The sequence below is a fragment of the Pseudomonas sp. YL2 genome (genome assembly GCF_023063025.1).
Taxonomy (GTDB): Bacteria; Pseudomonadota; Gammaproteobacteria; order Pseudomonadales; family Pseudomonadaceae; genus Aquipseudomonas; species Aquipseudomonas putida_A.
Genome location: NZ_JAJSLU010000005.1, coordinates 3,815 through 26,578 on the forward strand (window position 1 = coordinate 3,815; position 22,764 = coordinate 26,578).

Below are 22,764 nucleotides of genomic sequence, written 5' to 3' on the forward strand. Positions count from 1 at the left end.
GTTTCAACGGCCCGCCCTCGGCCCCCTCCGCCGCCACCCCCGCCCCCAGTGGGAACCTGGGGGAACCCAGCGCCCCGGGGGGAGCGGCCTTGCTCGCGAAGGCGTCCTGTCAAACACCAAACACCTCCCTGACACTCCCACCGCGCAGATCGCCGACATCCCCCCCTGTGCTCCCACATTGGATCTGTGTCGTTCGCAGATCCCGTGGGAGCGGGCTTGCTCGCGAAGGCGTCCTGTCAAACACCAAACACCTCCCTGACACTCCCACCGCGCAATCCCGACCGAACATCTATTCTGGATAAAGGTCAACCAAGGGAGTGCAACGCAGCGGAGGGTTGATCACTGTGCATATCGCCGACATCACCATGTTCTACGCCCCGGCCAGCGGCGGCGTACGCACCTATCTGGATGCCAAGCATCGCCGGTTGGGGGGCAAAACGGGCATTCGTCATAGCCTGCTGATTCCCGGCGCGCATTTCGGTGAAAACGACGGTATCTATACCGTGCCCGCACCCGCCCTGCCCTTCGGCAAAGGCTATCGCTTCCCGCTGCGCCTCGCGCCATGGCGCAATGTCCTGCAGAGTTTGCAGCCAGATCTGATCGAAGTCGGCGACCCGTACCTCACCGCGTGGGCGGCGCTGGATGCACGGCGCCAGCTGGATGTACCGGTGATCGGCTTTTATCACTCGGACCTGCCGCTACTGGTCGGCAATCGCATGGGCCATTGGGTCACGCCGAACGTCGAGGCGTACGTCACCAAGCTCTATGGCAACTTCGATCGAGTGCTGGCGCCCAGCCAGGTGATGGCCGACAAGCTCACCGGTTTGGGGGTGCGCAATGTATTCGTGCAGCCATTGGGCGTGGATCTGCAAACCTTTCACCCTGACGCCCGCGACAACGGCCTGCGCGCCGAACTGGGAATTGCCGAAGACACTCGTCTGCTGATCTTTGCCGGGCGCGGTTCCAAAGAGAAGAACCTGCCAGTGCTGCTCAAATGCATGCAGCGCCTCGGCCCACGCTATCACCTGCTGCTGGTTGGCTCGTCGATGCCGGCCGTGGTTCCGGACAATGTCAGCGTGATCGACGGGTTCTGTCCCGCCGCCACCGTGGCCCGGTTGATGGCCAGCGCCGATGCCCTGCTGCATGCCGGTGACCAGGAAACCTTTGGCCTGGTGATCCTCGAAGCCATGGCCTGCGGGATTCCGGTAGTCGCCGTGGCGGCCGGGGCGTTTGAAGAAATCGTCGCCGAAGACTGCGGCTTGCTTTGTGCGCCGAACAACCCGCAAGCCATGGCCAATGCCGTGCGCGAGCTGTTCAGTCGCGGCTGCGTGAAACTCGGCCAACAGGCGCGGCAACACGTCGAACGGCGTTATTCCTGGGACAGCGTGGTCGACAGCCTGCTCGGCAATTACCACGCGGTGCTCGGTCACTCGCTGCCAAGGGTGGCCAATGGCTAATTCCTTGAATGACCGCGCAGTGCTGCTGGTGCTGCACGACGTGGCACCGTCGACGTGGGCGGATTATCGGCCATTTGTCGAGGCGGTCGACGCAATGGGCGGCGTGCCGATGACCTGGCTGGTCGTTCCGGATTTCCATGGCCACGACGCGCTTGAGGATCATCCCGCGTTTTGCCGAATGCTCGGCGAGCGGCTGGCCCGTGGCGATGAACTGGCCTTGCACGGCTATTACCATGACGACCGCGAGCCAGCGCCAGCCACACCCCGCGACTGGTTCATGCGCCGAATCTACACCCACGAAGGGGAGTTTTATCGCCTGTCCCGCGAAGCCGCCCTGGCGCGACTGCGCGACGGCATCGAACTGTTCCGGCGCAATGACTGGCCGTTGCACGGCTTCGTCGCCCCGGCATGGCTGATGAGCGAGGGCACGCGCCAGGCCCTTCGCGAAACGCCATTGAGCTACACCAGCGACCCGCAACATCTTTATCAATTACCGGATTTCACCGCCATCAACGCCCCGGGTCTGGTGTGGAGTGCGCGCAGCGCCTGGCGCCGGGGTCTGTCAAAACTTGTCAGCGAGCAACGCGAACAGCAGTGGCGCGACGCCGCGGTGATTCGTCTAGGCTTGCACCCGGTAGACATGCGCCACGCTTTCGCGCGTGATTACTGGCTACGAACCCTTGAACGGCTGCTGGCAGAAGGACGCACGCCCATGACCAAAATCGACTGGCTCACCGAGCAACGCGAGCGAATGGAGCGCGCTGCATGAGTCGCGGCATTGTGTTGTTGATCGGCCTGCTCGCTGCTGTACTGATCCCGGTGTTGCTCGGCGGCGGCGAGATCGGTGCGCGCCTGCAAAATTTCCCCCTGCAATGGCTGCTGATCATGTTCGGCATGATTCTGCTCTGCTGGGGCATCAACACCCTGCGTCTGCGCCTGCTGCTGGGTGATCAGCGCGATCAGGTAACGCCGCTGAAAAGTCTCGGCGTGGTCATGGCCGCCGAGTTCGCCTACTGCGCCACTCCCGGCGGCAGTGGCGGACCGCTGACGATCATGGCGTTGCTGGCGCGCTGCGGCGTACGCCCGGCCCGTGGCAGCGCAGTGTTTGCCATGGATCAGTTGAGCGATCTATTGTTCTTTCTCTGCGCCCTGAGCGGCATCCTGATTTACGCGTTGTTTCAGCATCTCAGTGACCGCCTGGAGTGGTTGCTGATGGTCAGCGCCGTGTCGCTGTTCGGTGGGCTGTTCAGTTGCGTGCTGCTGGCGCGCTACCACCGCCGCCTGATCCTTCTGAGCGGACGCCTGCTTGCCCGCCTCAACGTGCAACCGGCCACGCGTCGGCGCTGGGCGCGCAAGCTGCTGCATTTTCTCGACGCGTTTATCGACACCCTCAAGTTGCCGTGGCAAACCCTGGTCAAGGTGTTCGCCCTGACCTGCATGCACTGGCTGCTGCGCTACAGCGTGTTGTATCTGGCCCTGCGCGGACTGGGCGCGGATCTGCAGTGGGCCTGGAGTTTTCTGGTGCAGATGCTATCGCTGGGGGCTGGTCAAATGAGCCTGTTGCCCGGTGGTGCGGGCGCCGCAGAGCTGACCTCGGCGGCGCTGCTGGCGCCGATGGTCGGCAAATCCACTGCGGCGGCAGCGATTCTGATCTGGCGGGTGGTGACGTTCTATTTCTATCTGGTGGTGGGCGGCCCGGTGTTTCTATTGATGCTCGGGCGGCCGCTGCTCAAGAAGCTGTTGAAGATCAGGCAGGCTTCTCAGGTTCGTCCGCCTGCTCCTTGAGCTGCTCCCACAGCTCGGCGGCGCCGGGAAACTCGGTGCCGTCCTCCGGGCTCAGGTCATCCGGGTCGTAGCGGCTCAAACAGCCCTCCCCCAGGGTGGCAGGCGCTTTCGAAGTGGCTTTGTCCAATGGGTCGCTCACGGGCAGTTCCTCAAGGGCTGAAACGAAAAAAGGGCCTGGGACGATTGAACGCCCAAGCCCTTCTTTATTCAAGTACGCGCAGGTTCGATCAGAACACCACGGTCTTGTTGCCGTGCACCAGCACACGGTCTTCGAGGTGATAACGCAAGCCTCGGGCCAACACCATCTTCTCGACGTCACGGCCGAAACGCACCATGTCTTCGATGCTGTCGCTGTGGCTGACACGCACCACGTCCTGCTCGATGATCGGACCGGCGTCCAGCTCTTCGGTCACGTAGTGGCAAGTCGCGCCGATCAGCTTCACGCCGCGCAGCGACGCCTGATGGTACGGCTTGGCGCCGACGAACGACGGCAGGAAGCTGTGGTGAATGTTGATCACCTTGTGCGCGTATTCGCGGCACAGGGCCGGCGGCAGGATCTGCATGTAGCGCGCCAGCACCACCACTTCGGCATCGTGCTGTTTGACCAGACGCGAGACTTCGGCGAACGCCGGCTCCTTGTCCTGCGGATTGACCGGGACATGGTAATAAGGGATGCCGTGCCACTCGACCATGCTGCGCAGGTCATTGTGGTTGGAAATCACGCAGGAGATTTCGCAATCGAGCTCGTCGCTGTGCCAGCGGTGCAGCAAGTCGGCCAGGCAGTGGGATTCGCGGCTGGCCATCAGCACCACGCGTTTCTTCTGCTCGGTGTCGGTGATGCGCCAGTCCATCGAGAACTCTTCGGCGATCGGCGCAAACTTCTCGCGCAGCACTTCAATACCGAACGGCAGCGAATCGGCGCGGATCTCGTGACGCATGAAGAACCAGCCGTTCTGATTATCCGAGTGGTGGCTCGCTTCGGTGATCCAGCCGTTGTGGGATGCCAGAAAGTTACTGACTTTGGCAACGATGCCAACGCGGTCAGGGCAGGAAATCACCAACCGAAAGGTGCGCATGGGGGGAAAACTCCAGAACTTCGCAAAGGCGGCCATTCTAGCGACTGTGCGCGGAAACTGCAGTATTGATGACCACATGTCCGCAGGCAGGCCCGATTCGCGACGCCTGACGCCACGCGCGGCGAAACGATAGTCCTGCAGTGAAGCTGTTCGGCCAGATAATTGTGAATATTCGTGATGACTGCATCACATTATTTAAATGACCATTCAATTTACCGGTTATTCCTTGCAACTAATTCAAATAAAAAAACCGGTTAAATGTTTACTTGATGAAACAGCCTGACTATTATTGCGGCACTGTCCCCTGCCATTCAACACATCTGCATAAGGTAGTTACCATGTCCTTGATCAACGAATATCGCGCCACCGAAGAAGCAATCAAAGAGCTGCAAGCGCGTTTGAAGAACCTGTCGCAAGACGACAAACTGCAAGCCGAGCTGGAATTCGAAGGCAAACTGCGCACCCTGATGGGCGAATACTCCAAGTCCCTGCGCGACATCATCGCCCTGCTGGATCCGGAATCGAAAACCAAAGGCACCCGTGGCGCCGCAGTAAAAACTACCGGCACCAAGCGCGCGCGCAAAGTTAAACAATACAAAAACCCGCATAACGGCGAAGTCATCGAAACCAAAGGTGGCAACCACAAGACTCTGAAAGAGTGGAAAGCCAAGTGGGGCGGTGACGTGGTTGAAGGCTGGGCTACCCTGCTGGGCTAAGCCGCAACGCCTGTCGCAGACTGATTTTGCGGCCCATGAAAAACGCCAGCATACGCTGGCGTTTTTTTATGCCCGGCATTTCATGGGCACACTATGTTCGATTTCAAAGATTCAAACGTTTGCGCAATGCCTGGACATAATTCTGCCACTCATTGAGCACTTGATTCTGTATCGGCGTAGCACTAAGCGCCCATTGCTGCACGGCCTCGGCAAAAGATTGCAGGGTATTAGGCGCGCCCATTTGCGGCTCGGACAAACGCTGCTGACAGAATATTCTCCAGCGTTCTTGCTCCTCGAAATTCAACGTGTCGGGAAAGTTGCGTGCGCGATATCGAAAGAGTAATTCCGGCAGACGTTCATCATCGAACGGCCAGTGCTCTTGCGCTAATTGCGCCGGATCCGCCGTTCTCACTTGCTCGCATAGACGCCGATCACGATCACCGATAAATCCATCGTACAACTGCTGTTCCGGATCTTCGCTGGGCGTGAAGTCTTCGCTGGCGTAAATCGCTGCGACTTTATCTTTCCAAACTTGTTGTGCGTCACTTAGCCGCAGTGCACGTGCCTGATACAGCGCCATGTCCAGGCCCAGACGCTGCTGATCGTCGGCACGCAACACCGACAACGGCGCCACCACCGGGCAGCGATTGATGTGAATCAGTTTCAGCGGCACCGGCAGTTCACCCTCGGCGAGGTCGTCGCGGCGGGTGTACAGGCGCCGGCGCAGGGTTTCGGCGTCCAGGTCCAGCAAGCCTTGCGGATCAAGGTGCAGGTCACAGACGATCAGCGCATTGCGATTACGCGGATGCCAAGCCAATGGCAGCACCACACCGACATAGTGCCGCGCCGCCGAGAAGCGTCCGGAGATATGCACCAGCGGTTGCAGCAGGCGAATCTGATCCATGACCTTCTGTTTGCTGCGCAATTGAAACAGCCAGTCATACAACTTCGGCTGTTTCTCGCGGATCAACCGCGCCAGCGCAATGGTGGCGCGCACGTCCGAGAGCGCTTCGTGCGCATGCCCATGGTCGATGTGGTTGGCCGCTGTCAGGCGTTCGAGCTTGAGGGTGACCTTGCCTTCGTCGTCGGTCGGCCAGACCAGGCCATCCGGGCGCAACGCATACGCGGCGCGCACCACATCGATCAGGTCCCAGCGACTGTTGCCGCCCTGCCACTCGCGGGCATACGGGTCGAAGAAGTTGCGGTACAGGCTGTAGCGGGTCATCTCGTCGTCGAAACGCAAGGTGTTGTAACCCGCACCGCAAGTGCCGGGCGCCGCCAGTTGCGCGTGTACGCGGGTCATGAAGTCGGCTTCGCTCAAACCCTGTTCGGCGAGACAGCTCGGGGTGATACCGGTAATGGCGCACGCCGCCGGGTGCGGCAGGATGTCTTCGCTGGGCTGGCAGTAGAGGTTAACCGGTTCGTCGATTTCATTGAGGTCGTGGTCGGTGCGAATCCCGGCGACCTGCAGCGGACGGTCGTTGCGCGGATTGATGCCGGTGGTCTCGTAGTCGTACCAGAAGATTGAAGTCACGGGCGGTTCCTGAACTGAAGATCGGCAAAGTCTAGGCGTTGAACCGGGGTCGCGGCCAGCGCTGTGTCATTCAACCAGCGTGCGCCACACGCGGTGCAATACATAGTTATGTCGTTTTCCCCCAAGAGGCTGCTAGCATCGGACGGACTTCGCATCCCGATCCGGCCCCATCAGGTAGCCCATGCTCGAGAACACAGCACTGCCACGGAAAGCACCGCTGAACCCGCCACTCGATACCCGCTATCAAGTGGAAACCCCGGAGGGCATCGACCTGCCGTTGCGCCCGGCCGGTCTGATGGTGCGCAGCCTCGCTTTCGGCATCGACCTGGGCATTCGCGGGGCCATCCTCGGCGTGCTGTTTCTGCTGCTGGCGTTTCTCGGCCAGCTCGGCATGGGCCTGGGTTCGCTGCTGCTGTTTGCCGTCAGCTGGTGGTACATGGTGCTGTTCGAAGTGCTGCATCAGGGCTGCTCGCCGGGCAAGCAATGGATGGGCCTGCGGGTGATCCACGATGACGGCACACCGATCGGCTGGTCGGCCTCGCTGCTGCGCAACCTGCTGCGTTTTGTCGATCTGCTGCCGTTCGGTTATTTCCTCGGCGCCATCAGTTGCCTGCAACACCCGACCTTCAAGCGCCTGGGCGACATCGCAGCCGGCACGCTGGTGGTCTACAGCGAACGCGCCCTGCTCCGCCCGCAATTACCTGACGCCCAGCCACGCAGCTCGCCCGTGCCGCTCAACCTCGGCGAACAACGCGCCTTGCTCGCCTTCGCCGAACGTCAGGCTGAACTGTCGCCGGCGCGGGTCAATGAGCTGGCCGCGCTGCTCGCCCAACCGCTGCACATCTCGGCGCCCAAAGCGGTCAGCGAACTCAATGGCATCGCCCGCGGCTTGTTGGGTCCGGCATGAAGCAGAGTCTTTTCGAAGCTCGTCACAAGGCCGAATGGGAGCGCTTCACCCTGGCCCTCGAACGCCTCGAACATGGCAAGGACACTTCGCAGGCAGCCAGTTTCCCCAAGGATTATCGACGCCTCTGCCAGCATCTGGCGCTGGCACAGGCGCGTGGCTACAGCAGTTTTCTGATCGACTCGCTGCAACAACTGGTGTTGCGCGGCCACCAGCAGCTGTATCGGCACCGCAGTCGATTCGGCGCCAACCTGCTGGGTTTCATCCTCGCTGACTTTCCTCGACTGGTGCGTGCCGAATGGCCGTTTGTGCTGGCCGCTGGTCTGGTGTTTTTCGGCAGCCTGATCGGCTTTGCCTTGCTGGTGTATGCCTTTCCCGAACTGATCTACAACCTGATCCCCGCCGAACAGGTGCGCGACATGCAGAGCATGTACGACCCGGTGGCCGGGCACCTCGGGCGCTCGGCCGAACGGGCGGCCAGCGAAGACTGGGTGATGTTCGGCTATTACGTGATGCACAACATTGGCATCGCCTTTCAGACTTTCGCCAGCGGTTTGCTGATGGGCGTCGGTAGCGCGTTCTTCCTGTTCTATAACGGCTTGATCATCGGCGCGGTGGCCGGGCACCTGACCGAAATCGGTTTTGGCCAGACATTCTGGTCGTTCGTGATCGGCCACGGCGCCTTCGAGCTGAGCGCCATTGCCCTGGCGGGCGCGGCGGGGCTAAAGCTCGGCTGGGCAGTGATTGCACCGGGGCGGCTGACCCGTGGTGAAGCGCTGGTGCAGGCGGCGCGCAAAAGCGTGCTGCTGGTGTGCGGGGTCATGCTGTTCCTGCTGATCGCAGCGTTCATCGAAGCGTATTGGTCGTCGAAGACCGGGGTCACACCGCCGATCAAATATGCGGTCGGTGCCGCATTGTGGCTCGCAGTAGCGGCCTATCTGCTGTTCGCCGGAAGGACACGCCATGCGCCTGAGTGATGCCACCGTGGCGATCCGTCCGCGCAGCACCTGGGAAGCCATGGACCTGGGCGTGCTCATGAGCCAGCAGCATCGACGCCTGCTGATGACCAGTTGGGCCATCGTCACCCTGCCGCTGTTCGCGGTGCTGACGTTGTTGCTATGGGATTCGCCGTCGCTGGCGGTATTCATTTTCTGGTGGCTGAAACCGGCGTACGAACGCCTGCCGCTGTACATCCTGTCCAAAGCCCTGTTCGGCGAAACACCGACACTGAAACAGGCCCTGCGCGAATTTCCTCGACTGCTCAAACCACAATGGCTGGCCAGCCTGACCTGGCGCCGGCTGAGCCTGAGTCGCAGCTTCCTGCTGCCGGTGGTGCAACTCGAAGGCCTCGACGGCACCGCTCGCCAGCAACGCTTGCAAGTGTTGCTGCAACGCAATGCCGGCGCCGCGCAATGGCTGACGATCATCGGCATGCATCTGGAGACCGCACTGTGGATCGGCCTGATGGTGCTGTTCTATATGCTGCTGCCACAGCAGATCGAAACCGACTGGGACTGGCAATCGCTGATCCTCGACGCCGATCACCACTGGCGTTGGCTGGAGCACCTGACCAACGCCTTCTACGCGCTGGTGCTGGTGGTCTGGGAACCGATTTATGTCGCCTGCGGTTTCAGCCTGTATCTGAACCGGCGCACGGCACTGGAAGCGTGGGACATCGAGCTGGTATTCCGTCGTTTGCGCCAACGCCTGAACAGCAGCGCTCTGGGTTTGCTGTTGGCGGTCTGTCTTTTGCTGCCGGCGGTGCCACCCGTATGGGCTGCAGCCGATCCCGCCAGCGCACCGGAGGCACCCCGCCTGTTGCACCAACCGCTGACCAGTCAGGCTGCGCACGACAGCATCAAGGCGCTGCTCGAACAACCACCGTTCAAGAACAAGGAAAGCGTGACCCGCTATCGCTTTGGCGACGATCCGGCAGCCCCGGCCGAAGCCAAACCCGGCGAGGCGCCGCAATGGCTGAAAACCCTGCTCGGCTGGCTGGACAGTCAGCGCTTCAATGCGCTGGCCGGCCTGATTGAAGTGTTGTTGTGGGGAGCATTGATCGCCGCTGTGGGCTGGCTGATCTGGCGCTATCGCGAGTTCCTGCGCACCTTCGTCAGTCGCCGGGCGAAGTTGCGCGCCCGCTTCAGTCCACCTGCGCCGCAACAAGCATTTGGCCTGGACCTGAGCCCGCAAACCCTGCCTGACGACATCGCCGCCAGCGCCGAACAACTCTGGCAGACCCAGCCGCGCGCGGCGCTGGGCCTGCTCTATCGCGGCTTGCTCAGCCGTCTGCTGCACGATTTTGCCCTGACCTTGAAACCTGCCGACACCGAGCATCAGGTGCTGCTGCGGGTCGAGCAATTGCAGCGCCCTGAACTGCTGGCGTTCAGTCGCACCCTGACACAGCACTGGCAGAACATGGCCTATGGGCACCGCGTACCGGCGGCACATCTGCAACAGGAACTGTGTGACGGCTGGCGTGCCCTGTTCGGCTCGGGAGCGCGCGCTTGAACCGGCGCAACGCGTGGCTGCTCGGCGGGCTGATCGTCGCCCTGCTCGCGGCGTTGAGCGTTTATCTGTACCTCAAGGCCCGACCCTATCAGGAAGTGATCGATCACGGCCCCTCGCCCCAGGCGCAGGCCAATCCTTATCTGGCGGCAGAAATGTTTTTGCGCGAGCGCGGCCTCAACGTCAGCCACGCCGAAACGCTGGCGGTGCTGCCCGACATCGATCCGCGTCGGCACACCCTGCTGTTGTTCGGCGAACGTTCGCGCATGACCCCGCGGCAGGTCGATCAGGTGTTGAACTGGGCCCGCGCCGGTGGGCGCCTGGTGTTCGTGGCCGAAGCGCTGTGGGACAAGCAGGCCAGACAAAGCGATGATCTGTTGCTGGATCGGGTGCAGTTGCACCAGTCCCTGAGCAAGGACCTCAAGGAGCCGCCGGCGGAGCTGGCCGATGATCCGTACCCGAACCTGACCAAACTCTATCTGGAAGATGAGGACGCTCCCGCCTACGCCGGTTTCGACACCGCGTTCCATCTGGACGACCCGAAGAATCTCGCCCAGGCCTGGGCCAACAGCGCCAAGGCCACGCACATGATGCAACTGCCGTACGGCCTCGGCTCGATCACCGTGGTCACCGATGCCGAACTGTGGAAAACCCCGGCCATCAGCAAGCACGACAACGCCTGGCTGCTCTGGTACCTGAGCGCCGACACCGACGTCACGCTGATTTTCAACACCGCACACGATGGTCTGCTGACCTTGCTCTGGCGTTACTTCCCGCAAGCCATCGTCGCCCTGCTGGCACTGATCGGCCTCGGCCTGTGGCACGTTGCTATGCGCCATGGACCACTGCAGGCACCCACCCCGAGTGGCCGCCGGCAGTTGCAGGAACACCTGCGCGCCAGTGCCGATTTCATCCTGCGCCACAACGGTCAGCACACGCTGTTGCAAGCCCTGCAACAGGACGTGCTGCGCCGCGCCCGCCGCCGCTATCCCGGCTTCGACCAATTGAACGTGGCCGAGCAATGGCTGGTGCTGTCGCGCCTGACCCGCCAGCCGACCCGCGCCATCAGTCAGGCCCTCAGCCCGGTGCCGAAACAGCGCATGAGCAGCGCCGATTTCAGTCGCCAGGTGGCCCACCTGCAAACCTTGAGGAACACGCTATGAGTGAACAGATCGAGCCCGGTAGCGCCAGCCACACCGCCCAGCAACGCCAGCGTGCCAGCCAGTTGGCGCAAGCGCTGCGCGGAGAATTGCAGAAGGCCCTGATCGGCCAGAACAGCGTGATCGACGATGTGCTGACCGCGCTGATCGCCGGCGGTCACGTGCTGCTTGAGGGCGTTCCGGGGCTGGGCAAGACCTTGCTGGTGCGGGCGCTGGCGCGCTGCTTCGGCGGCGAGTTCGCGCGCATCCAGTTCACCCCGGACCTGATGCCCAGCGACGTCACCGGCCACGCGGTGTACGACCTGCACACCGAGCAGTTCAAGCTGCGCAAGGGGCCGCTGTTCACCAACCTGCTGCTGGCCGACGAGATCAACCGCGCACCGGCAAAAACCCAAGCGGCGCTACTCGAAGCAATGCAGGAGCGCCAGGTCACCCTCGAAGGTCGGGCGCTGCCGATCGCCCAGCCGTTCATGGTGCTCGCCACCCAGAATCCGATCGAGCAGGAAGGCACTTATCCACTGCCGGAGGCCGAACTCGACCGCTTCATGCTCAAGGTGCGCATGGATTACCCGGAGGCCGAGCAGGAGTTGAGCATGGTGCGTCAGGTCAGCCGCTCGACCCGCGCCGATATGCTTGATGTGCAGCCGCTGCGCACGGTCCTGCAAGCCAAGGACGTGCAAGCCCTGCAACGCATCGCCAGCGACCTGCCGATCGACGACCAGGTGCTCGATTACGCCGTGCGGCTGGCGCGCAGCACCCGCTCCTGGCCCGGCCTGACCCTCGGCGCCGGGCCGCGTGCCTCGATTGCGCTGGTGCGCTGCGCCCGCGCCCGTGCGTTGCTGCGCGGCGGCGAGTTCGTGATTCCCGATGACATCAAGGGTTGCGCGCTCTCGGTGCTGCGCCATCGGGTGCGAGTGGCGCCGGAGCTGGACATCGAAGGTCTGCAGGTCGATCAGGTGCTGCAACAATTGCTCGACCAAGTGCCGGCGCCGCGCCTGTGAAACCGTCACGCCTGCTGCTGATCTGGCTCGCGATTCTGCTGACCGTCGGCACGCTGCTGGGCACGCTGCAGGCTCTCGACATCGACGTGCCCGCCACGCTGTTGTCGATCAACTGGGGCTTGCTCCTGGCCCTGCTGGTGCTGGCGATCATCGATGCGCTGCGCCTGAACAACCTGCCCTCGCCGCGCATCCAGCGGCAGATGCCCGGCAGCCTGGCACTCGGCCGTTGGAGCGAGGTGCGGCTGCAGCTCAGCCATGACTTCATCGAGCCGGTCGCGGTGGAGATTTTCGACCACGTGCCACAGGGCCTGAGCTTCGAAAACCTGCCGCTGGCGATTGAACTGCAACCCGGGCAATTCAGCGCGATCGGCTATCGCCTGCGCCCGCTCAAGCGCGGGCACTTCAGCTTCGAGCATTGCGAAATCAACCTGCCCAGCCCGTTCGGTCTGTGGACAGGCAAACGCCTGCTCGCCGTGAGCGGCGAGATCCGCGTCTACCCGGACTTCGCAAAGCTCTACGGTGGGCAGTTGCTGGCGGTGGACAACTGGCTCAGTCAGCTCGGTGTGCGCCAGCGCCAGCGTCGTGGGCAGGGTCAGGAGTTTCATCAGTTGCGCGAATTTCGCGAGGGCGACAGCCTGCGCCAGATCGACTGGAAAGCCACCGCCCGTCAGCGCACGCCGATTGCCCGCGAGTATGAAGACGAGCGTGATCAACAGATCATGTTCATGCTCGATTGCGGGCGGCAAATGCGCAGCCAGGATGGCGAGCTGTCGCATTTCGACCATGCGCTGAATGCGTGTCTGCTGCTCAGTCATGTGGCGCTGCGCCAGGGCGATGCGGTGGGATTGAGTACATTTGCAGACGATCAACCGCGATATCTAGCTCCGGTAAAAGGCAGCGGGCAACTCAACGTCCTGCTCAACACGGTCTACGATCTGGCGAGTAGCCAACGTCCGGCGGACTATCAGGCAGCCATTCGGCAACTACTAACACGTCAGAAACGACGGGCACTGGTCATCCTTATGACCAACCTGCAGGATGAGGACCATGGCGAACTGACCAACGCAGTCCAACACCTGAGCCGCCAGCATCAAGTGTTAGTGGTCAGCCTGCGCGAAGAAACGCTCGACCAAATGCGCCAAGACTCGGTACAAACCCTTCCTGAAGCATTGGCCTATTGCGGCGCAGTGGATTACCTAAACGCTAGGGCCGAACTGAATGAGCGCCTGATGGCTCATGGCACACCTGTGCTGGATGTCCCTACCAGTAAGCTAAACACTGAACTAGTGTCAATTTACTTAAGCTGGAAGAAAGCTGGAGCCCTATAGACATTGTAGATTTCACGCCGGCGGGGTGTTTCAAATTGGCAAGCGGGTGTAGATTTCTTAATAAGAAATACCGCTGCTAAAAGGGCTTTTCCATTGATCGGTATCTCACTCCACTTATTTAAAGGAGTGCCAGTTCGCTCCTTGAAGCGGCCCATCCCGCGCTATCGGATTGCCCGCTAAATTTTCCCATGCAGCCATGCTCGAAGCCTCTCGAACGGAGTCGAAAAATGCCCACTAAATATTCATTATCTGATGTGTTGGAAAGGATTTATCAGAATCAGCTTGGGCTGGAGGCAGCCCTAATGGAGCTAACACTCCAGGTCGAAGAGAGGGGGTTTACCGAGATCGGAGAAAACGTCCGCTCTGCGCTTTTTGTCATTGGAGAAAATGCCGGCTATATCAAGCAGGGCTTGGCGAAACTCAGAGCAAAGGAAACGGACTAGGCCTCAAAAACTCAATGAATTTTGTCGACCGCTTTGGTGTTATCCACAGGGTGATTATCGAAGCGATTTGACGATTCAAAAACCTTCCAACACCCCACCTAAAATCCCCCCGTCTCATATCGAAATGAAACAGATTGATGCGTACGGGTACACATATCCGTCATCCGAATGAAGTCTTTCCCCAAACCTAGGAATTTAGGCTACACGACGTGGCGCCTTTGCCTACGAACACACCAGAATGCTCTGTCTTGTACGCATTGGTGAGGCTCCGTAACTTGATCTTGGCCGCTGAATCAGCGGTCGAAATTAATTGTCCGGGGCAATGTCGAGGCAGTAGCTTCAGTCAGGCTAGTAACATTTTAGCTGTTAGCAGGACGTCTCTAGGTGAGCCGAACAGCTCACCTCCCCCCGGCCGAATAACCTCTTCATAGCAGTTTCCGTTCTCGTTCACCCGAACTGGAAGCCAAGCAAAAAGGATATAAAGCCATGAACAGTGCAACATCAAATACTCCAGAATCTGACACGACTTCCAGCTGTCTCCCCCCTGATACAGAGAGGTTTCAGGAAGCCGCAGAACGCGCCCTCGACCACTACCTCAAACCAAAATCGCCCTCACGCAATTCCGTGGATCGCGGCATGCAGATGTTCGTTGTCGCCCCCGACCTCAACCCCGAAGCCATCGCCATCCAGACCTACGAAACCTTTTCGTCGGTGAGCATTCTGCTGCTGGATCTGGCGGACAGCCTGGAAGACAAACCACGGCATCTGGCGATGGCGATCTATCAGTTGAGCGAGATGGGTTTGTTGCTGGCGGAGAAGACACTGGACAGTGAGCGGGCGATTGCCTTGAAGGCTTGAAGATCAAAAGATCGCCGCCTGCGGGAGGTCCTGCCGGGGAAATGCATTTCCCCCGGAGGGGGCGCCCGCGGGGGGGGGCTTTTGGTTTTGGTGGTTCAGGGGGGCGCCGGCAGGGGCTGAAAACTGAAGTACTGCTTCAACGCTTGCACCAGTTGCGCATATTCCGGCGGCGGGCGTTGCAGGCTGAAGCCGGCGTCGTAGTGCATCGGGGTCGCGTCTTCATGGCACCACAGGCAGCACGCCGTCAGGTCGATGACCTGCTGGCAGCCATCGCCGAGCGGAATTTTGAGACGCAGACTGAAATCGACACCGGTCATCATCGGTAACTGGCTGATGAGCATCAGCCCGTCTTCGGACACATTGCCCAGAAAACCGATGGGTTTGTCGGTGACGCTGTTGAACACCCTGAGGAAGTACGGCAACTGGTGCCGTTCGATTCGTCGGTCGGTAAACATGCGAGGTACGCCACGCAAGGCTCCATCACAGAGCCGCACCTTTGCTTCGGAACACGCCTGTGTCACAGACACGCTCTCCCCGCTTCCGGTGGCATGGTCGCCAATACGCCATCGCCTCAACATCGACCAGTCGCAGGTGTTGCCCCATGTTTAGAGGCCAGACTCTAAACCGGATCACTGGACTATAGCTCAACCTGTACAGTCAGCCAGCGTTTGTATGACATCCGGCATCAGAAGCGTTGCGCACTCGGCACCGCCGCCGCACTGCGAGTCGGGTAATGTCCCAGGCTCTGCAGGGTTTCCAGGCGGGCGCGCGCGCGGAAGGCGTATTCGCTGTTGGGGTACGAGGCGATGATGAACTGGTAGGTCTGCGCCGCGTCGATGTACATTTTTTGCCGTTCCAGGCACTGGCCGCGCATCATCGACACTTCCGGCCACACATACGGACGGGCCCGGCTGGCGCGTTCGACCTTGGACAGTTCGAGCATCACCTGCTCGCAATTGCCCCGGTCGTAGGCGCTGTAGGCGTTGTTCAAATGATGGTTCATCGACCAACGGGTGCAGCCCGTGACGGCGAGGACGCTGAGGGCAAGGGCGGCAATGGGCAACAATCGCATGGGGAGGTTCTCCTGTCTTGAGCTCTGTATCGACCCCTGGTCGTAAATCTTCAGGCGCGTTTGTCCCAAAGTTGCCACGTTCAATAAAGAAAACAATAAGTAGTGCAAACGAACAATGACTACACCCCAAGAGCATAGTAGCCTCTGCTAGCGCTTGAACTCAGGAGTCTTTGCATGTCCGTCCGTCGTACCAAAATCGTCGCTACCCTTGGCCCGGCCAGTAACTCGCCGGAAGTTCTCGAACAGCTGATTCTGGCTGGTCTGGACGTCGCCCGTCTGAACTTCTCCCACGGCACCCCCGACGAGCACAAGGCTCGCGCGAAGCTGGTGCGTGACCTCGCCGCCAAGCACGGCCGTTTCGTCGCCCTGCTGGGTGACCTGCAAGGCCCGAAAATCCGTATCGCCAAATTCGCCAACAAGCGCATCGAGCTGAAGATCGGTGACAAGTTCACCTTCTCCACCAGCCATCCGCTGACCGAAGGCAACCAGCAAGTGGTCGGCATCGACTACCCGGATCTGGTGAAAGACTGCGGCGTGGGCGACGAGCTGCTGCTCGACGACGGCCGCGTGGTGATGCGCGTCGAAACCGCCACCGCTACCGAGCTGCACTGCGTGGTGACCATCGGCGGCCCGCTGTCCGACCACAAAGGCATCAACCGTCGCGGTGGCGGCCTGACCGCGCCGGCCCTGACTGAAAAAGACAAGGCCGACATCAAGCTCGCCGCCGAAATGGAAGTCGACTACCTCGCCGTGTCCTTCCCGCGTGACGCGGCTGACATGAACTACGCCCGTCAACTGCGCGACGAAGCCGGCGGCACTGCCTGGCTGGTGGCGAAGATCGAACGCGCCGAAGCCGTGGCCGACGACGAAACCCTCGACGGTTTGATCAAGGCTTCCGACGCAGTGATGGTTGCCCGTGGCGACCTCGGTGTGGAAATCGGCGACGCCGAGCTGGTGGGCATTCAGAAGAAGATCATTCTGCACGCACGCCGCCACAACAAAGCGGTGATCGTTGCGACCCAGATGATGGAGTCGATGATCCAGAACCCAATGCCGACCCGCGCCGAAGTGTCCGACGTGGCCAACGCCGTGCTCGACTACACCGACGCCGTGATGCTCTCGGCCGAATCAGCTGCCGGCCTGTACCCGCTGGAAGCCGTTCAGGCGATGGCGCGCATCTGCGTCGGCGCTGAAAAGCACCCGACCAGCAAGACGTCCAGCCACCGTATCGGCAAGGAATTCGAGCGCTGCGACGAAAGCATCGCCCTGGCGACCATGTACACCGCCAACCACTTCCCGGGCGTGAAAGCGATCATCGCTCTGACCGAGAGTGGCTACACCCCGCTGATCATGTCGCGTATCCGTTCTTCGGTGCCGATCTACGCGTTCACTCCGCACCGCGAAGCCCAGGCCCGCGCGGCGATGTTCCGTGGCGTGTACACCGTTCCGTTCGACCCGGCTTCGCTGGCCCCGAACGAAGTCAGCCAGAAAGCGATCGACGAGCTGGTCAAGCGCGGCGTTGTGGAAAAAGGCGACTGGGTCATCCTGACCAAGGGCGACAGCTACCACACCACCGGTGGCACCAACGGCATGAAGATCCTGCACGTGGGTGACCCGCAGGTCTGAGTGATTCGCTGAAAAAACAAAGCCCCGGCATGTGAGTGCCGGGGCTTTTTGTATTCTGATCCTGAAGATGTGTTGGCTGATCCAATGCTATCGCGAGCAGGCTCACTCCTACATTTGAAGTGCGTTCCCCTGTAGGAGTGAGCCTGCTCGCGATGAGGGCAGTACAGCCACCCGAAGACTCAATGCCGTTTGATAAACCCGGTCAACGCCGTCAACGCCTCCGGCGAGCGCAACCGCTGGGTGAACAATGCGCCCTCCTCCTCGATCACCTGACGGATCAGTTCGCGGTCCGGCGCTTTCATCAGTTGTTTGCTGATACGCACCGCCTCCGGCGGCAGTTCGTCGAAACGCAACGCCATCTCCCGCGCCTTGTTCAGTGCCGCTTCGCCGCTGCCCAACGCCTCGCTGGCAATGCCCCACTGCGCCGCCTGTTCACCGGTAAAACCTTCGCCGAGCAACAACAACTCCGCCGCTTTGGCTTGGCCAAGCAAACGCGGCAGGATCAGGCTGGAGCCGAACTCCGGACACAAACCGAGATTGACGAACGGCATGCGCAAGCGAGCATCGCGGGCGACGTAAACCAGATCGCAGTGCAGCAGCAACGTGGTGCCGATGCCCACCGCTGCGCCGGCCACAGCGGCGATCACCGGTTTGCGGCATTCGAGCAGGTTGAGCATGAAGTGGAACACCGGGCTGTCGAGGTCGCTCGGCGGTTGCTGGATGAAGTCGGCGATGTCGTTGCCGGCGGTGAAGCAATCGGCGCTACCGGTGATCAGCACGGCGTTGATGTCAGGATCGTTGTCGGCCAGCCTCAAGGCCTCGGCGAGGTGGCTGTACATCGCGCGGGTCAGGGCGTTTTTCTTGTCCGGGCGATTGAGGCGCAGGGTGAGCAAACCGCGTTCGCGTTCGAGCAGGATGGCTTCGGTCATCAGCGTTACTCAACATTTAAAAGGGCTGACAAAGTTCTTTTGGTGAGGCAAAACTTCTGTGGTGAGGGGATTTATCCCCGATTGAGTGCGCAGCACTCACAAAATCCCGGGGCCGCTGCGCAGCCCATCGGGGATATATCCCCTCGCCACAGGAGTTCACCTTCACACGAGATTCAGCGCTTAACTGCGGGACAGAAACACATCGGCCAGCAGTTGATTGCGCGGCAGTCCGGCCAGGTACAGACGCTTGGCAAACGCATCGACGCTGGCAGTCGAGCCGCAGACTAAGGCCAGGGTTTGCCGGGAAACAAGGCGCAGTTGCGCCAAAGCGGCGGCTGACTCGGCCGCCGTCCACAGCTCGATGCTGAGGTTTTCGCGCTGCGCGGCAAGCGCCGCCAGGGGTTTGGCCAGATAGTGCTCGCGCGCGTCATGGGCCTGGTGAATGACGCGGATGGCGCCTTGATGATCCTGGCGCAAAGCTTCGCGCAGCACGCCGAACAACGGGGCCAGCCCGGTGCCGGCCGCCAGCAGCCACAGCGGGCGCGAGTGCCAGTCCGGGTCGTAATGCAACGCGCCGCCGCGCAGTTCGCCGAGGCGGATCGGGTCGCCGATCTGCAGGCGCCGCGCCGCATCGCTGAATTCGCCGGGCTGGCGACAGTCGAGGTGGAACTCGAGAAAGCGGTCTTCTTGCGGCAGGCTCGCCAGCGAATAGGGTCTGGCGATGTGGTTGATCCACAGCACCAGATGTTGCCCGGCGCTGTAGCGCAGCGGTCGCTGCGGGGTCAGGCGCAAACGCAGGACGTTATCGCTGAGCCAGTCCAGCGCCTCGACCACCGCCGGGCGCCCGTCGGTGACGGGGTCGAAGGTGTGTACCTGCAAATCTTCCGTGACCTGACACTGACAAGCCAGCCGCCAGCCTTGCTGGCGCTGTTCGGCGCTCAAGGCATCCGGGCGACTGTCGGCGGGCAAGCCCCTCACGCACTGCACCAGACAGGCATGGCAACTGCCGGCGCGGCAGCTGTAAGGCACCGCGACGCCGTGCTGATTCAGCGCGTCGAGCAAATTGCTGCCCGCCGCCACCGGCCATTGCCGGTCACCGACGCGAAGTTCAGGCATCCACATTCTCCCATGCCGCTGCACAACGATTGCGCCCGTCGCGCTTGGCCCGGTACAGCGCCTGATCGGCACGCTGCAAGGCATCGTCGAGATCATCGCCCAGTTCCAGCAAGGTCATGCCTGCCGACAGACTCAGGCTGCGCACATTCAGGCCCACCAGTTCGACGTCGGTGAAGGCGATGCGCAGACGTTCACAACAGGCCGTCAGGCGTTCGGCATCGCAGTCGGGCAGCAACACCACGAATTCCTCGCCACCGTAACGCGCCAGCACGTCGCCGTCACGCAGGCAGGCACCTGCCACGCCGGCGAACGCCTGCAACACCTGATCGCCCGCGGCATGGCCGTGCAGGTCGTTGATACGTTTGAAGTGGTCGAGGTCGATCAGCGCCAGACCATGCACCACGCCCGGTTCCATCTCCGCCAGCTCCCGTGAGGCCAGACGCAGAAAATGCCGGCGATTGAACAGTCCTGTCAGTTCATCGGTGGCCACCAGATCTTCGAGTTGGCGCATCATCCCGCGCAGGGTGTCCTGATGCGCCTGCAAGGCAAACCGGCGCTGGCGCATGCGCTGCCGTGAAACCTGGACGAAGCGTGCATAAATCACCAGCCAGGCCAGGACCATCGCCAGAATGCACACCTGCAACGCCGCCAGGGCCGGATCCGGCAGACGGAAGTGGTAGCCGTCCCAGAGGGTGATCGCACAGAAACTGAAGAACACCAGCAGCGCGCAACGAATGAACGCGCGCCGGGTTAAATGAAACAGGCCGAACAGCAGGATCAGCACGTAGAACACCAGAAACGCGCCGCGTGCTTCGTCCAGATGAGCGATCAGCCAGGTCTGCCAGCCGAGCCCGAGCAGCACTTGCGCTTCGGTCAGGCTGGGGTCGGCAAAGCGCTGGTTGCGCCCGGACCAGAACAGCGTAAACAACGTGGCCTGGCAGATGACCACCAGCGCGCTGCCGATGGCCACGCTGTTCAATGATTGCGGGTAATGCCCGGTGAAAAACGCCAGCCACAGCAGCAGCAAAGCCAATCCATAGGTGGCTGCGGCGAGGGCAAAGCGCTTGAGCAAAAGACGTTGAATGGCGTTATGGGTCAATCGTTGACTCACCGTGCGATAGGAGGCTGACCGAGTGTCCTACTCTACAGACCGGATGCCACTTTAGAGGGGCGGTCGATAAATGACCACCGATTTTCGGGCTCGAAAATTGACGTCAAAAGTGTGGCCTCAAAAGCCTCTCACCCTAGCCCTCTCCCCGAGAGATAGGGAACTGACCGCATTGTTTATTTGAGATACGCCGACCTGATACATCATGCCGAACTCAGGTTTGAATTCGCCACAAATCGGCTCCCTTCCCCCCTCGCCCCCTTGGGCGAGAGAGCTGGGGTGAGGGGGGTGGGTATTGAAGTGCAAACCCGATGTTCGATATTCGCCCAACCATGCGACCAACGAATGACTGCCGACGCGTGTATGCCCCGAAGAGGCGCGGTATACTGCCGCGCCTTTTTAGCGTCGCGCCAGCAGCCCCGGCGTGCCTTGAAAGGTGCTTGCGACCGACCGATGCACCCAAGCTGCAAGCACCTTATTGAATGTTCCCGTCTTTTAGAGGAGCGCGACTCATGACCGTGATCAAGCAAGATGACCTGATTCAGAGCGTTGCCGACGCCCTGCAATTCATTTCCTACTACCACCCCGTGGACTTCATCCAGGCGATGCACGAAGCCTACCTGCGCGAAGAATCGCCAGCGGCCCGTGACTCGATCGCGCAGATCCTGATCAACTCGCGCATGTGCGCCACCGGCCACCGGCCGATCTGCCAGGACACCGGCATTGTCACCGTGTTCGTGCGTGTGGGCATGGACGTGCGCTGGGATGACGCGACCATGAGCCTGGACGACATGATCAACGAGGGCGTGCGCCGCGCCTACAACCTGCCGGAAAACGTCCTGCGTGCCTCGATCCTCGCCGACCCGGCGGGCGCTCGGAAAAACACCAAGGACAACACCCCGGCGGTCATCCACTACTCCATCGTCCCGGGCAACACCGTGGAAGTGGACGTGGCGGCCAAGGGCGGCGGTTCCGAGAACAAGTCGAAAATGGCCATGCTCAATCCGTCCGACTCGATCGTTGACTGGGTGCTCAAGACCGTTCCGACCATGGGCGCCGGCTGGTGCCCACCGGGCATGCTGGGCATCGGTATCGGCGGCACCGCCGAGAAAGCCGCAGTGATGGCCAAGGAAGTGTTGATGGAATCCATCGACATCCACGAACTGAAAGCCCGTGGCCCGCAGAACCGCATCGAAGAGATCCGTCTGGAGCTGTTCGAGAAGGTCAACCAACTGGGCATCGGCGCCCAGGGCCTCGGTGGCCTGACCACCGTGCTCGACGTGAAGATCATGGACTACCCGACCCACGCCGCCTCGCTGCCGGTGTGCATGATCCCGAACTGCGCCGCCACCCGTCACGCGCACTTCGTGCTCGACGGTTCTGGCCCGGCCTCGCTGGAAGCGCCATCGCTGGATGCCTACCCGGAAATCGTCTGGGAAGCCGGCCCGTCGGCCCGTCGCGTCAACCTCGACACCCTGACCCCGGAAGAAGTGCAGAGCTGGAAGCCGGGCGAAACCGTCCTGCTCAACGGCAAGATGCTCACCGGTCGCGACGCGGCGCACAAGCGCATGGTCGAGATGCTGAACAAGGGTGAAACCCTGCCGGTGGATCTGAAAGGCCGCTTCATCTACTACGTCGGCCCGGTTGATCCGGTCGGTGACGAAGTGGTTGGCCCGGCTGGCCCGACCACCGCGACGCGGATGGACAAGTTCACCCGTCAGATCCTTGAGCAGACCGGCCTGCTGGGCATGATCGGCAAATCCGAGCGTGGCCCGACCGCGATCGAAGCGATCAAGGACAACAAGGCCGTGTACCTGATGGCCGTGGGCGGCGCCGCTTATCTGGTGGCCCAGGCCATCAAGAAGTCCAAGGTGCTGGCCTTCGCCGAGCTGGGCATGGAAGCGATCTACGAGTTCGAGGTCAAGGACATGCCGGTCACCGTCGCGGTGGACAGCAACGGTGAGTCGGTACACATCACCGGCCCGGCGATCTGGCAACAGAAGATCGCCGAAAGCCTGGCGGTAGAAGTGCAGTAAGCGTTTCGCAGCTGGAAAAAAAGGGAGGCCCCCCCAAACCCGGGCCCGCCTCTTTTTTTGCTGGGAGGAAGAGACACAACCCTGGCTTTGGCGGGCCCGGGCGGTCT

22 protein-coding genes are annotated in these 22,764 nt (G+C 61.4%); 14 read left to right on the top strand and 8 right to left on the bottom strand.

Annotated elements, in window-relative coordinates:
• The first annotated feature begins 365 nt into the window (after positions 1-365).
• From LVD08_RS09250 to LVD08_RS09260, 3 genes are read left to right on the top strand one after another with little or no spacing between them, the layout of a single operon-like run.
• Positions 366-1,457 (top strand): glycosyltransferase family 4 protein, encoded by a 1,092-nt coding sequence (locus LVD08_RS09250; RefSeq protein WP_247268127.1) that lies wholly within the window; start codon positions 366-368, stop codon positions 1,455-1,457.
• Positions 1,450-2,226, top strand: coding sequence for a DUF2334 domain-containing protein (locus LVD08_RS09255; RefSeq protein WP_247267982.1), 777 nt, complete (start codon positions 1,450-1,452; stop codon positions 2,224-2,226). Before LVD08_RS09250 ends, LVD08_RS09255 begins: the two co-directional genes overlap by 8 nt.
• On the top strand, positions 2,223-3,242 hold the full coding sequence (locus LVD08_RS09260) for a lysylphosphatidylglycerol synthase transmembrane domain-containing protein (RefSeq protein WP_096795101.1): 1,020 nt from the start codon (positions 2,223-2,225) through the stop codon (positions 3,240-3,242). The genes LVD08_RS09255 and LVD08_RS09260 overlap by 4 nt, the downstream gene beginning before the upstream one ends.
• On the opposite strand, the gene LVD08_RS09265 is transcribed toward LVD08_RS09260, so the two are convergent.
• Complete coding sequence (locus tag LVD08_RS09265; protein WP_167797083.1) at positions 3,205-3,381, bottom strand: hypothetical protein; 177 nt, start codon at positions 3,379-3,381, stop codon at positions 3,205-3,207. The genes LVD08_RS09260 and LVD08_RS09265 overlap by 38 nt on opposite strands.
• 88 nt (positions 3,382-3,469) lie before the next feature.
• Entirely contained in the window at positions 3,470-4,318 is an 849-nt protein-coding gene (gene purU / locus LVD08_RS09270; RefSeq protein WP_003227580.1) for a formyltetrahydrofolate deformylase, read from the bottom strand.
• A gap of 338 nt (positions 4,319-4,656) precedes the next feature.
• On the opposite strand from purU, the gene mvaT reads away from it, so the two are divergent.
• A complete protein-coding gene (gene mvaT / locus LVD08_RS09275; protein ID WP_003227581.1) occupies positions 4,657-5,034 on the top strand; it encodes a histone-like nucleoid-structuring protein MvaT in 378 nt (125 codons plus the stop codon).
• A gap of 103 nt (positions 5,035-5,137) precedes the next feature.
• Here mvaT and sbcB read toward each other — a convergent pair whose 3' ends face one another.
• A complete protein-coding gene (gene sbcB / locus LVD08_RS09280; RefSeq protein WP_247267983.1) occupies positions 5,138-6,568 on the bottom strand; it encodes an exodeoxyribonuclease I in 1,431 nt (476 codons plus the stop codon).
• 181 nt (positions 6,569-6,749) lie between these two features.
• On the opposite strand from sbcB, the gene LVD08_RS09285 reads away from it, so the two are divergent.
• From LVD08_RS09285 to LVD08_RS09320, 8 genes are all read left to right on the top strand, one after another.
• Positions 6,750-7,475 carry an RDD family protein gene (locus tag LVD08_RS09285; RefSeq protein WP_247267984.1) on the top strand — a complete coding sequence of 242 codons (726 nt, stop codon included), beginning with the start codon at positions 6,750-6,752 and terminating at the stop codon, positions 7,473-7,475.
• The gene (locus LVD08_RS09290) at positions 7,472-8,449 is read left to right on the top strand and encodes a stage II sporulation protein M (RefSeq protein ID WP_247267985.1); all 978 of its coding nucleotides are present in this window, start codon (positions 7,472-7,474) and stop codon (positions 8,447-8,449) included. The genes LVD08_RS09285 and LVD08_RS09290 overlap by 4 nt, the downstream gene beginning before the upstream one ends.
• Positions 8,436-9,983 (top strand): DUF4129 domain-containing protein, encoded by a 1,548-nt coding sequence (locus tag LVD08_RS09295; RefSeq protein WP_247267986.1) that lies wholly within the window; start codon positions 8,436-8,438, stop codon positions 9,981-9,983. The genes LVD08_RS09290 and LVD08_RS09295 overlap by 14 nt, the downstream gene beginning before the upstream one ends.
• A complete protein-coding gene (locus LVD08_RS09300) occupies positions 9,980-11,143 on the top strand; it encodes a DUF4350 domain-containing protein (RefSeq protein ID WP_247267987.1) in 1,164 nt (387 codons plus the stop codon). Before LVD08_RS09295 ends, LVD08_RS09300 begins: the two co-directional genes overlap by 4 nt.
• Complete coding sequence (locus LVD08_RS09305; RefSeq protein WP_115989026.1) at positions 11,140-12,141, top strand: AAA family ATPase; 1,002 nt, start codon at positions 11,140-11,142, stop codon at positions 12,139-12,141. The genes LVD08_RS09300 and LVD08_RS09305 overlap by 4 nt, the downstream gene beginning before the upstream one ends.
• Positions 12,138-13,469, top strand: coding sequence for a DUF58 domain-containing protein (locus LVD08_RS09310; protein ID WP_247267988.1), 1,332 nt, complete (start codon positions 12,138-12,140; stop codon positions 13,467-13,469). The genes LVD08_RS09305 and LVD08_RS09310 overlap by 4 nt, the downstream gene beginning before the upstream one ends.
• Before the next feature lie 227 nt (positions 13,470-13,696).
• On the top strand, positions 13,697-13,912 hold the full coding sequence (locus LVD08_RS09315; RefSeq protein WP_007965898.1) for a hypothetical protein: 216 nt from the start codon (positions 13,697-13,699) through the stop codon (positions 13,910-13,912).
• A gap of 486 nt (positions 13,913-14,398) precedes the next feature.
• Entirely contained in the window at positions 14,399-14,770 is a 372-nt protein-coding gene (locus tag LVD08_RS09320; protein ID WP_247267989.1) for a DUF6124 family protein, read from the top strand.
• A 95-nt stretch (positions 14,771-14,865) separates the two neighbouring features.
• On the opposite strand, the gene LVD08_RS09325 is transcribed toward LVD08_RS09320, so the two are convergent.
• Together LVD08_RS09325 and LVD08_RS09330 are read right to left on the bottom strand one after the other, a co-directional pair.
• Positions 14,866-15,225 carry a PilZ domain-containing protein gene (locus LVD08_RS09325; protein ID WP_247268128.1) on the bottom strand — a complete coding sequence of 120 codons (360 nt, stop codon included), beginning with the start codon at positions 15,223-15,225 and terminating at the stop codon, positions 14,866-14,868.
• A 230-nt stretch (positions 15,226-15,455) separates the two neighbouring features.
• A complete protein-coding gene (locus tag LVD08_RS09330; protein ID WP_007965893.1) occupies positions 15,456-15,842 on the bottom strand; it encodes a tetratricopeptide repeat protein in 387 nt (128 codons plus the stop codon).
• A 174-nt stretch (positions 15,843-16,016) separates the two neighbouring features.
• Between LVD08_RS09330 and pyk the strand changes: the two genes are divergently transcribed.
• Positions 16,017-17,468 carry a pyruvate kinase gene (pyk, locus tag LVD08_RS09335; RefSeq protein WP_003227610.1) on the top strand — a complete coding sequence of 484 codons (1,452 nt, stop codon included), beginning with the start codon at positions 16,017-16,019 and terminating at the stop codon, positions 17,466-17,468.
• A 179-nt stretch (positions 17,469-17,647) separates the two neighbouring features.
• Here pyk and LVD08_RS09340 read toward each other — a convergent pair whose 3' ends face one another.
• The 3 genes from LVD08_RS09340 to LVD08_RS09350 all read right to left on the bottom strand — a co-directional run bounded on the left by LVD08_RS09340 (position 17,648) and on the right by LVD08_RS09350 (position 20,612).
• Positions 17,648-18,397, bottom strand: a complete 750-nt coding sequence (locus LVD08_RS09340; RefSeq protein ID WP_247267990.1) for an enoyl-CoA hydratase-related protein — start codon at positions 18,395-18,397, stop codon at positions 17,648-17,650.
• A 180-nt stretch (positions 18,398-18,577) separates the two neighbouring features.
• Positions 18,578-19,513 (bottom strand): iron-sulfur-binding ferredoxin reductase, encoded by a 936-nt coding sequence (locus tag LVD08_RS09345; RefSeq protein WP_247267991.1) that lies wholly within the window; start codon positions 19,511-19,513, stop codon positions 18,578-18,580.
• Positions 19,506-20,612, bottom strand: coding sequence for a GGDEF domain-containing protein (locus LVD08_RS09350; RefSeq protein WP_027612505.1), 1,107 nt, complete (start codon positions 20,610-20,612; stop codon positions 19,506-19,508). The genes LVD08_RS09345 and LVD08_RS09350 overlap by 8 nt, the downstream gene beginning before the upstream one ends.
• A gap of 521 nt (positions 20,613-21,133) precedes the next feature.
• Between LVD08_RS09350 and LVD08_RS09355 the strand changes: the two genes are divergently transcribed.
• Positions 21,134-22,657, top strand: coding sequence for a fumarate hydratase (locus tag LVD08_RS09355; protein ID WP_247267992.1), 1,524 nt, complete (start codon positions 21,134-21,136; stop codon positions 22,655-22,657).
• Positions 22,658-22,764: the final 107 nt, after the last annotated feature.